Below are 9,501 nucleotides of genomic sequence, written 5' to 3' on the forward strand. Positions count from 1 at the left end.
CCCGCGGCGGGTGGGGCGCCCCGGCCCGGTGTGCCCGCGCCGAGCGCCGCGACGCCCGGCGAGGGGCCGCTTCCGGGGCCCGCCGAGTTCGTCGGCCGCTTCTGCGACCAGGCGGTCGCGGCCCTGCGGCCCGGCTGGCCCGAGGAGGAGCTGCCCGCATTGGGCAGCGCCTGCGAGACCGCGGCGCGGCTGACCCTGTCCTGGGTGCTCGCCCCGCCGGCCGCGGGGGCGGCGGCCGCACCGGAGCGCGTACCGCGGCGGCGGCCGCGCCGGGAGCCGGACACCGAGGCGGTGTCCCACCTCGTACGCAGTGCCTTCCTCCGGATGACGGCGGACGGGCGGCCGGCCGACGGGGGGTGACGAGGCGTCAGGGAAGGGGTGGGCGGGCCCGGCCGGCGGGGCGACGGCTCAGTGTGCCGAGCCCGACAGCTGCAGCCCGATCACGCCGATGATGACCAGGCTGATGGAGACGAGCTTGAGGGTCGAGACCAGGTCGCCGAGGAAGACCATGCCGTAGATCGCCGTGCCGGCCGCGCCGATCCCGGTCCACACCGCGTACGCCGGGCCGACGTCGAGCTTGCGCAGCGCCAGCGTCAGCAGACCGAAGCTGCCGAGGGCGAAGGCCGCGAAGGCGATGGTGGGGAAGAGGCGGGTGAAGCCGTGCGACAGCTTGAGGCACACGGCGAAGCCGGTCTCCAGGATCCCCGCCACCACGACCAGCAGCCACGCCATGTCCGCATGCCTCCGTCAGTTGGGTGGGCGGCGCCGGGGCGTCGGAATCACTCGTTCGGGTCCCGTCCGGGCGAGCGGCCGGAACGGCCCCCGTGCCGGCCTCGGTGTGATTATGCCTTTACCGTGCGCGGCCGGCGGCAAACGTCGGCGGTCAGTCGCCCTCGCGTCGCTCCCGGGTGGCCAGCAGGCGCCGCAGGGAGTACAGGCGAGCCGGGTCGGCGTGGCCGTCGGTGACCCACTCGTCCAGCGCACAGTCCGGCTCGTCGTGGCTGCAGGCGCGCGGGCAGCCGGCGGTGCCCGGCTCCAGGTCCGGGAAGGCGTGGATGACCCGGGACGGGTCGACGTGGTGCAGCCCGAAGGACCGCACGCCCGGGGTGTCGATGACCCAGCCCGAGTCGCCGGGCAGCGCCAGCGCCAGCGCGGAGGTGGTGGTGTGCCGGCCGCGGCCGGTGACCGCGTTGACATGGCCCGTCGCCCGGCGGTGCTCCGGGACCAGGGCGTTGACCAGGGTGGTCTTGCCCACGCCGGAGTGCCCGACGAACGCCGTCATCCGGCCCGCCAGACCGGCCCGGATCCGGTCGGCGGCGCTGCCGTCGGCGAGTTCGTCGCGGTTGGTGACGATGTAGGGGACACCGAGGGCGCCGTAGGACTCCAGCAGGCTGTCGGCGGACGCCAGATCGGACTTGGTCAGCACCAGCAGCGGGTCCAGGCCCGCGTCGTAGGCGGCGACCAGGCAGCGGTCGATGAGGCGGGGGCGCGGCTCGGGGTCGGCGAGCGCGGTGACGATGGCGAGCTGGTCGGCGTTGGCGACCACGACCCGCTCGAACGGGTCGTCGTCGTCGGCCGTACGGCGCAGCGTCGAGGTGCGCGGCTCGACCCGGACGATCCGGGCGAGGGTGTCCTTGGCGCCGGTCAGATCGCCGACGACGGCGACCCGGTCGCCGACCACCGCGCTCTTGCGGCCCAGTTCGCGGGCCTTCATCGCGGTGACCGTGCGGCCGTCGATGAGGCAGGTCAGCCGGCCGCGGTCGACGGTGAGGACCAGGCCCTCGCCGGCGTCGGCGTGCTTGGGGCGGATGTTGGTACGGGGGCGGTTGCCTTTGGGGTTGGGCCGGACGCGGATGTCGTCCTCGTCGGGGTTCTTGCCGTAGCGGCGCATGGCGGCCGGACCTCAGACTCTCCGGGCGGGGACGTCCGCCGGATCGAGCATGTCCGTCCACATCGCGGGGAAGTCCGGCAGGGTCTTGGCGGTGGTGGCGACGTTCTCCACCTCCACGCCCTCGACGGCCAGGCCGATGACCGCCGCGGCGGTGGCCAGCCGGTGGTCCTCGTAGGTGTGGAAGATCCCGCCGTGCAGGGGGCGGGGCCGGATGTGCAGGCCGTCCGCGGTCTCGGTGACATCGCCGCCGAGTTCGTTCAGCTCCTTGGTGAGCGCGGCCAGCCGGTCGGTCTCGTGCAGCCGCAGATGGGCCACCCCGCGCAGCGTGGAGGGGGAGTCGGCCAGCGCGGCGACCGCGGCGATGCCCGGGGTCAGCTCGCCGACCTCGCTCAGGTCGACGTCGATGCCGTGGATCCGGCCGCCGCCGGTGAAGGTCAGCCCCCGGTCGGTCAGTTCGCAGGAGCCGCCCATGGTGGTGAAGATCTCGCGCAGCGCGTCGCCGGGCTGGGTGGTGTGCGCGGGCCAGTCCGGGACGGTCACCCGGCCGCCGGTGACCAGCGCCGCGGCCAGGAACGGCTGGGCGTTGGACAGATCCGGTTCGACGACCAGATCGCGGCCGAGCAGGGCGCCGGGGGTGACCCGCCAGACGTTCGGCTCGCCGCCCGCCTCCGGGGTGTCCACCTGCGCGCCGACGCTGCGCAGCATGTCCACGGTCATCCGGATGTGCGGCATGGAGGGCAGCGCCGCGCCCACGTGCCGGACCTCGACGCCCTGGTTGAAGCGCGGCGCGGACAGCAGCAGGGCGCTGACGAACTGGGAGGAGGAGGACGCGTCGATCTCGACCGGGCCGCCGTCCAGGCCGCCGCTGCCGAAGACCGTCATCGGCAGCGCGCCGCGGTTGTCGTCGTCGATCCGGGCGCCCAGGGTGCGCAGCGCCTCGATCACGCCGCCGAGCGGGCGCTCGTAGGAGCGGGGGTCGCCGTCGAAGCGGATCGGGCCGTCGGCGAGGGCGGCGACCGGGGGCAGGAAGCGCATGACCGTGCCGGCGTTGCCGACGTCGACGGTTGCCGGGCCGTGCAGCCCCGCGGGGATGACCCGCCAGGCCTCACCGCCGCCGGGCCCGCCCGCGGCGCCGGCGGAGCTGGAGGACGCGGTCTCCTCGATGCCGACGCCGAGGGTGCGCAGTGCCTCGGCCATCAGCAGGGTGTCCCGGGAGCGCAGCGGGCGGCGCAGCCAGCCGGGCTCGGAGGAGAGGGCGGCCAGCACCAGGCCGCGGTTGGTGACCGATTTGGAGCCGGGGACGGTGACGGTGGCGTCGACGGCACCGGTTGCGAGGGGGGCGGGCCACAGGGCGGGGTGTGCGGGGCTCTCGGTCATGCCTTTACTTTAATGGCTGGGCAGGGGTGCCGATCTTGATCAAAAGCGGCGCAACCCCTGCGAAACACGGCACTGGTAAGGCGGCCGTCCACAGGGTGGGACGGGGGCCGCCGGATCGCCCGGCGCGGCGCCGGGCCGGACACCCGCCGCCGGGGTCACAGGCCCAGCAGCCAGCGCCCGCCCCCGATCAGGGAGCACAGCGTCACCACGTGGAAGAGGCCGAGCCAGACGGCGGCCGGGACGTGCGTCAGGCGTGCCAGCTGGTCGGGGTCGGAGTCCGGCGCGCCGCCCCGGCGCCGCTTGCCCATCAGCTCGAACGGCGGCCGCACCCCGCCGAGCAGCAGGAACCACACGACCACGTACGCGAACGCCGCCTGCACCTGGGGCGTCGTCAGCCAGGAGACCAGCACGAACGCGGCACCGGCCAGGACGACGGTGAGCACGCCGTAGGCGTTGCGGATCATGACCAGCATCGCCAGCAGCAGCAGGGTGGCGCCCCACAGCAGCGCCGTGATGTGCCCGGCGGCCAGCAGCGCGGCGCCGGCCAGGCCCAGCAGGGAGGGGGCGAGGTAGCCGGCCGCGGCGGTGAGCACCATGCCCAGGCCGGTGGGCTTGCCCCGCGAGACGGTCAGACCCGAGGTGTCCGAGTGCAGCCGGATGCCGTCGAGGCGGCGGCCGGTCAGCAGCGCGATCAGCCCGTGCCCGCCCTCGTGCGCGATGGTGACGGCGTTGCGCGCCAGCCGCCAGGCGGTGTGCGGGACGACCGCGCCCAGCGCCAGCACCGCCGTGATGATCACGAGCCAGAGGGAGGGGGCGGGCTGGGTCCCGAAGACCCGGCTCCATATGTCGGTGAGGTGGTCGGTGTCCATGTCTCCCCTTCGTGTGGCATGGCAGTGTGGCATGCATGTGCGGTAGGTATGCGGCGAGCCGTCGCCCCGAGGACCTGGTGGGAATATTCGGCGTCCAGCAGTGGGAGCCGACGGAGACCCTGGCGCCCAGCTGGAACGTGGCGCCGACGGACCCGGTGCACGCGGTGCTGGAGCGCCCCCTCAAGGGCACGGCCGCCGAGGCGTTCCCTCCGGGCGCCCCGGTGCGCCAGCTGCGGGCGCTGAAGTGGGGCCTGGTGCCGTCGTGGTCGAAATCACCCGCGGCCGCCGCGAAGATGATCAATGCCCGGGCCGAGACGGTGCACGAGAAGCCGTCCTTCCGGCAGGCCTTCGCGGCCCGCCGCTGCCTGCTCCCCGGGGACGGCTACTTCGAGTGGGTCACCGACCCCGCGGAGCGGCAGCTGGAGGAGCAGGGCAAGAAGAAGCGGCCCCGCAAGCAGCCGTACTTCGTGACCCCGGCGGACGGCTCGGTGATGGCGCTGGCCGGTCTGTACGAGTTCTGGCGGGACGCGACCCTGCCCGGCGACCACCCGCTGGCCTGGTGGGTGACCTGCACGGTCGTCACCACCGAGGCCGAGACCACCCCGCTGGCCGGGGCGGGCGGCGGCGAGGGGCCGCAGGCGCTGGCCGACATCCACCCCCGGATGCCGCTGGTGCTGCCCCCGGACCGCTGGGACGCCTGGCTGGACCCGGCCCGGACCGACCCCGACGAGCTGCGGGCGCTGCTGGCACCGCCGCCGGCCGGGATGATGCGCGCCTATCCGGTGCCGACCGAGGTCAGCAACGTCCGCAACAACGGGCCCGAGCTGGTCACCGAGCTGGACGGCCCGGAGGTCGGCACGCTGTTCTGAGCCGCCGGCGGGCGTGCTGCGGTGCCGTCCGGGCGGTGGCGCGGGCAGGATGGGCGGTGAGCGGCGCGGCGCCCGGGACCCCGGGCGGACGGTGCGCGCCGGGTGACGGCACGGTCCAGTGAGGCGAGGTTCCGGGATGAGCACAGCGGAGAGGGAGACCGAGACGGTCGGGACGCCGGCGGGCGACGCCCGGATCACCTGGCACCGCGAGGCGGAGCCGGCCCGGGCCGTGGTGGCGCTCGGCCACGGGGCCGGCGGCGGCATCGAGGCACGCGACCTGCGGGCCCTGGCGGCCGCGCTGCCGGCCCGCGGCTACACCGTGGCGCTGGTCGAGCAGCCGTGGCGGGTGGCGGGCCGGAAGGTGGCGCCCGCGCCGAAGACCCTCGACACCGGGTGGACCGCGCTGTGGCCGGCGCTGGAGAAGCCGGGGCTGCCGGTGGTCGCCGGCGGCCGCAGTGCCGGTGCCCGGGTGGCCTGCCGTACGGCGCGGGACCTGGGCGCGCAGGCAGTCCTGGCGCTGAGCTTCCCGCTGCACCCTCCGGGCCGGCCGGAGAAGTCGCGGGCAGACGAGCTGACCGGTGCCGGGGTGCCGACGCTGGTCGTCCAGGGCGGCCGGGACCCGTTCGGACGGCCCGAGGAGTTCCCGCCGGGCACCGAGCTGACCGAGATCGCCCACGGGGACCACGGGTTCGCGGTCCCGAAGCGGGCGGGCGTCGGCGAGGCGGAGTCGATGGGCCGGCTCACGGACGCGGTGGTCTCCTGGCTGGACGGCATGTTCGGCTGACGCCCGGCGGCGCCCGGCGGGTCAGTCGTCGCCCCGCCCGCGCGGACGGGCCCGGATGTGCATCCGCTCGCCCTGGCTGCCGAACAGGCTCAGCAGCTCCACGGACGCGTCGCCGGCGGGCCCGAACCAGTGCGGCAGCCGGGTGTCGAACTCCGCGGCCTCCCCGGCCCGCAGCTCCACCTCCCGGTCGGCCAGCAGCAGCCGCAGCCGCCCGGACAGCACGTACAACCACTCGTACCCCTCGTGCGTGCGCTGCTCGGGCGGGCCCGCGACCGGGTCGATGACCAGCTTGAACGCCTGGAGTCCGCCCGGCTGGCGGGTCAGCGGCACCGCGGTCAGGTGCGCCCGCCGCACCGGTGCGGCGCGCACCCGCGGATCGCCCACCTCCGGCGCCCCCACCAGCTCGTCCAGCGGCACCTGATGGGCCTGGGCCAGGGGCAGCAGCAGTTCGAGGGTGGCCTTGCGGCCGCCGGACTCCAGCCGCGACAGGGTGCTCACCGAGATGCCGGTCGCCTTGGACAGCGCGGTCAGGGTCACCCCGCGCTCCTGGCGCAGCCGCCGCAGCCGGGGGCCCACCGCGGCGAGCACGTGCGTGTACGCGTCATCGGTCACCTCTCCATTGCCGAAGCGGCAAGCGGTTTTGTCAAGCCCTGGGGAGCGGGCAGGGGGCGGCTGGGTACGCGTCGGGCCCGGGAACGCGGCGGGAACGCGGCCGGAAAGCGCTGCCCGCGGGCCGGGAATGCCGCGGCGGGCAGGGCTGTTGTGCCTGTCGTAGCCCGAGTACGTCCGGCCAAGCATGAGGAATGGGAGTCCGCCGCATGGGAATCGCTTGCCCCGCCCGCCCGGCCGCCGATCTGTCGTGGTCGCAGATGCAGGTGACGCAGCCCGCCCTTGCCCGAGCGGCGGCGGCACCGGATCGTCGTCTATTCTCCGAATCGGGTGGGTCCGCATCCGGGGCCACGACGCTGTTGGAGGAGGTGGGTCCGGTCACCGGTACCGACGCAGGGACCGACGGCACGGCCGATGAGCGGGCTCAGGAGAGCACCGCCGAGCGCAACGCGCGCTTCGAGCGGGACGCGCTGACCTTCCTGGACCAGATGTACTCCGCCGCGCTGCGGATGACGCGCAACCCGGCCGACGCCGAAGACCTGGTGCAGGAGACGTACGCCAAGGCGTACGCGTCCTTCCACCAGTTCCGCGAGGGCACCAATCTCAAGGCCTGGCTGTACCGCATCCTGACCAACACCTTCATCAACTCCTACCGCAAGAAGCAGCGCGAGCCGCAGCGCAGCGCCGCCGAGGAGATCGAGGACTGGCAGCTGGCGCGCGCCGAGTCGCACATGTCGACGGGGCTGCGCTCGGCCGAGTCGCAGGCGCTGGACCACCTCCCCGACTCCGATGTGAAGGCCGCCCTCCAGGCCATCCCCGAGGAGTTCCGGATCGCGGTCTACCTCGCGGATGTCGAGGGGTTTGCCTACAAGGAGATCGCGGACATCATGGGGACACCCATCGGCACGGTGATGTCCCGACTGCACCGCGGCCGCCGCCAACTGCGCGGCATGCTGGAGGATTACGCCCGTGAGCGCGGGCTGGTCCCGGCCGGGGCGGGGGCTGCGGACCCGCAGGCCGCGCGGACGTCGGAGTCGCACGACCGGAAAGGCTCGGGATCATGAGCTGCGGAGAGCCGCACGAGAAGGACTGCTCCGAGGTCCTCGACCACCTCTACGAGTATCTCGACCGGGAGATGCCGGAGGGGGAGTGCGCGGATTTCCAGGTGCACCTCGACGAGTGCTCGCCGTGCCTGGAGAAGTACGGCCTGGAGCAGGCCGTCAAGAAGCTCGTCAAGCGCTGCTGCGGCCATGACGACGTCCCCAGCGACCTGCGGTCCAAGGTCATGGGCCGGATCGACCTCATCCGGGCCGGGGAGACCGTGCCCGAGGTGAGCGTGCTCGAACAGGCCAAGCGGGAACAGGCGCAGCGCGAGCAGGCGGACGCCGGGGCCGGCGGCGCCGGTTCCGCCGAGGCCGGTCCGGCCGATGCACGGACCGAGGCCGCGCGGAGCGAATAACCGCGGCACGTCACCCTAAGGGGTGAGGGGCGGGGCGATTCGTCCCGCTCGATTTCCCGATGCCCCTTCCGGGCCCCTCCAGCCCGTCTATTCTCACCGACCCGAGCGCACCGCTGAGACGGCGCGCGGGGACCGTCCCGGCTCCTTCGGAGCGCGGGCGCCACCGGTGGGTTGGGAGGAGGGCGCGATGCGGGGACTTCCGGCGGCCGCGCGAGGCTATATCGGCGCCGTCGCACTGGCCGCGGCGCTGTGCGCCGCCCCCGCGATACGCCTGGGCGCCGACGCCCCCTGGAGCAGCACCCTGGCCCTGGCCCTGCTGTACGCGCTGTGCGAACAGGTGCGCCGCTGCCCGACGGTGGGCGGCCGGGCGCCCACCGCCGCGGGACCCGCCACGGGGTCCGCGAGCTTCCCCGCCGGCTGGGCCAGCCCCGTCCTGCTCGCCGGGGTCTGCCTGCTGCCGCCGCCGCTGGCCGCGCTGACCGCCGTCCCCGGGGCGCTCACCGGCCCGGTCGAGGCCCGCCGGGCCGGCGCCCGCAGGATCTGGCACGCCGCCGCACTCGCGCCGGCGTGCTGGGCGGCCGCCGAGGTCTTCCGGCTCACCGGCGGCCACCCTCCGCTGTCCGCACCGCAGTTCCCCCTCCTGCTGCTGCCCGCCGCGGCCGCCGCGGCGGCCTTCTGCGCGGTGCTGGCGGCGCTCGACGGCGGGGTGCTGGTCGCCGCCGAGCGGCACCCCGTGCGCACCGCCTGGCGCGGGCTGCTGACCCGCTCCCTGGGGCCGCATCTGGTGCACGGGCTGGCCGGGTTGATGATGGCGGTGCTGTGGCGCAGCTCGTACGGGCCGCCGGCGGCGCTGCTGGTGCTGCTGCCGATGTGCCTGTCCTGCTGGGTCTTCGCCCGGTGCCACCGCGAACGCGCCGCCCACCAGGCCACCCTGCGGGCCCTCGTGCAGGCCGTCGACATCAAGGACCGCTACACCCGCGGCCACAGCGAACGGGTCGGGCGCGCCTCGGTGATGATCGCGCGGGAGCTGGGCATGGCGGAGGACCGCGTGGAGGTGCTGCGGTTCGCCGGGATCCTGCACGACGTCGGCAAACTCGGCGTCCCCACCCGGCTGTTGCGCAAGGAGGGCCCGCTGACGCCGCAGGAGCGCCGGATCATCGAGCTGCACCCCGAGTACGGGCACGAGATCGTGCGCGGCATCGGCTTCCTGGGGGAGGCGCGGTCGGCCATCCTGCACCACCACGAGCGGCTGGACGGCCGCGGCTACCCGTACGGGCTGAGGGGGCATCACATCCCGGAGTACGCGCGGGTGGTGGCGGTCGCCGACGCCTTCGACGCGATGACCTCGACCCGTTCCTACCGGCGGGCCCGGCCGGTGCCGGCGGCCGTCGAGGAGCTGCGCAAGTGCGCCGGGGCGCAGTTCGACCCGCGGATGGTCCGGGCGCTGGTGGCCTCCCTGGAGCGGCACGGCTGGCACCCGGAGCTGGTGACGGCGGCCGAGGCGGAGCCCGGCGCCCCGCGGGACGGCGACGGCGTGCCGCGGCACGGCGGGGAGCCGGGGAGCGGTGGTCGGCGCGCGACGGTGCCGCCCGGGCCGCGGCCCGAAGGGGCCGGACGGGACGGCGCCCGGTGAGCGGCGCCCG

At 75.0% G+C, this 9,501-nt stretch carries 10 protein-coding genes and 1 pseudogene; 6 read left to right on the top strand and 5 right to left on the bottom strand.

Annotation, left to right across the window (positions count from 1 at the left end; all coding sequences use genetic code 11):
- A pseudogene (locus IEY78_RS33210) lies at nucleotides 1-360 on the top strand (TetR/AcrR family transcriptional regulator); the annotation flags it as partial.
- A 48-nt stretch (nucleotides 361-408) separates the two neighbouring features.
- On the opposite strand, the gene IEY78_RS33215 reads toward IEY78_RS33210, so the two are convergent.
- From IEY78_RS33215 to IEY78_RS33230, 4 genes are all read right to left on the bottom strand, one after another.
- The gene (locus IEY78_RS33215; protein ID WP_189104712.1) at nucleotides 409-732 is read right to left on the bottom strand and encodes a DMT family transporter; all 324 of its coding nucleotides are present in this window, start codon (nucleotides 730-732) and stop codon (nucleotides 409-411) included.
- Between the two features lie 151 nt (nucleotides 733-883).
- The gene (gene rsgA / locus IEY78_RS33220) at nucleotides 884-1,891 is read right to left on the bottom strand and encodes a ribosome small subunit-dependent GTPase A (protein ID WP_189104714.1); all 1,008 of its coding nucleotides are present in this window, start codon (nucleotides 1,889-1,891) and stop codon (nucleotides 884-886) included.
- A 12-nt stretch (nucleotides 1,892-1,903) separates the two neighbouring features.
- Entirely contained in the window at nucleotides 1,904-3,268 is a 1,365-nt protein-coding gene (gene aroA, locus IEY78_RS33225) for a 3-phosphoshikimate 1-carboxyvinyltransferase (RefSeq protein ID WP_189104716.1), read from the bottom strand.
- A gap of 155 nt (nucleotides 3,269-3,423) precedes the next feature.
- Entirely contained in the window at nucleotides 3,424-4,137 is a 714-nt protein-coding gene (locus IEY78_RS33230; RefSeq protein ID WP_189104718.1) for a M50 family metallopeptidase, read from the bottom strand.
- Between the two features lie 35 nt (nucleotides 4,138-4,172).
- On the opposite strand from IEY78_RS33230, the gene IEY78_RS33235 reads away from it, so the two are divergent.
- Together IEY78_RS33235 and IEY78_RS33240 are read left to right on the top strand one after the other, a co-directional pair.
- Nucleotides 4,173-5,006, top strand: coding sequence for an SOS response-associated peptidase (locus IEY78_RS33235; protein ID WP_189104720.1), 834 nt, complete (start codon nucleotides 4,173-4,175; stop codon nucleotides 5,004-5,006).
- A gap of 136 nt (nucleotides 5,007-5,142) precedes the next feature.
- The gene (locus IEY78_RS33240) at nucleotides 5,143-5,790 is read left to right on the top strand and encodes an alpha/beta hydrolase family protein (RefSeq protein WP_189104722.1); all 648 of its coding nucleotides are present in this window, start codon (nucleotides 5,143-5,145) and stop codon (nucleotides 5,788-5,790) included.
- Nucleotides 5,791-5,811: 21 nt separating this feature from the next.
- Here the strand turns inward: IEY78_RS33240 and IEY78_RS33245 are convergent, their stop codons facing one another.
- Complete coding sequence (locus IEY78_RS33245; protein ID WP_189104724.1) at nucleotides 5,812-6,402, bottom strand: helix-turn-helix domain-containing protein; 591 nt, start codon at nucleotides 6,400-6,402, stop codon at nucleotides 5,812-5,814.
- Nucleotides 6,403-6,767: 365 nt separating this feature from the next.
- Between IEY78_RS33245 and IEY78_RS33250 the strand changes: the two genes are divergently transcribed.
- The 3 genes from IEY78_RS33250 to IEY78_RS33260 all read left to right on the top strand — a co-directional run bounded on the left by IEY78_RS33250 (nucleotide 6,768) and on the right by IEY78_RS33260 (nucleotide 9,491).
- Nucleotides 6,768-7,463, top strand: a complete 696-nt coding sequence (locus IEY78_RS33250) for a sigma-70 family RNA polymerase sigma factor (protein WP_189104725.1) — start codon at nucleotides 6,768-6,770, stop codon at nucleotides 7,461-7,463.
- The gene (gene rsrA, locus IEY78_RS33255) at nucleotides 7,460-7,858 is read left to right on the top strand and encodes a mycothiol system anti-sigma-R factor (protein WP_189104726.1); all 399 of its coding nucleotides are present in this window, start codon (nucleotides 7,460-7,462) and stop codon (nucleotides 7,856-7,858) included. The genes IEY78_RS33250 and rsrA overlap by 4 nt, the downstream gene beginning before the upstream one ends.
- Nucleotides 7,859-8,045: 187 nt before the next feature.
- Nucleotides 8,046-9,491, top strand: a complete 1,446-nt coding sequence (locus IEY78_RS33260; protein WP_189104727.1) for an HD-GYP domain-containing protein — start codon at nucleotides 8,046-8,048, stop codon at nucleotides 9,489-9,491.
- The last annotated feature ends 10 nt before the right edge of the window (nucleotides 9,492-9,501 follow it).

It is taken from the genome of Streptomyces kronopolitis (genome assembly GCF_014646275.1).
In the GTDB taxonomy this organism is placed as follows: domain Bacteria; phylum Actinomycetota; class Actinomycetes; order Streptomycetales; family Streptomycetaceae; genus Streptomyces; species Streptomyces kronopolitis.

What these genes read in the sequence shown, in the direction of transcription:
- IEY78_RS33215 (WP_189104712.1), bottom strand. Translation starts at nt 732, where the DNA reads ATGGCGTGGCTGCTGGTCGTGGTGGCGGGGATCCTGGAGACCGGCTTC.
- rsgA (WP_189104714.1), bottom strand. Translation starts at nt 1,891, where the DNA reads ATGCGCCGCTACGGCAAGAACCCCGACGAGGACGACATCCGCGTCCGG.
- aroA (WP_189104716.1), bottom strand. Translation starts at nt 3,268, where the DNA reads ATGACCGAGAGCCCCGCACACCCCGCCCTGTGGCCCGCCCCCCTCGCA.
- IEY78_RS33230 (WP_189104718.1), bottom strand. Translation starts at nt 4,137, where the DNA reads ATGGACACCGACCACCTCACCGACATATGGAGCCGGGTCTTCGGGACC.
- IEY78_RS33235 (WP_189104720.1), top strand. Translation starts at nt 4,173, where the DNA reads ATGTGCGGTAGGTATGCGGCGAGCCGTCGCCCCGAGGACCTGGTGGGA.
- IEY78_RS33240 (WP_189104722.1), top strand. Translation starts at nt 5,143, where the DNA reads ATGAGCACAGCGGAGAGGGAGACCGAGACGGTCGGGACGCCGGCGGGC.
- rsrA (WP_189104726.1), top strand. Translation starts at nt 7,460, where the DNA reads ATGAGCTGCGGAGAGCCGCACGAGAAGGACTGCTCCGAGGTCCTCGAC.
- IEY78_RS33260 (WP_189104727.1), top strand. Translation starts at nt 8,046, where the DNA reads ATGCGGGGACTTCCGGCGGCCGCGCGAGGCTATATCGGCGCCGTCGCA.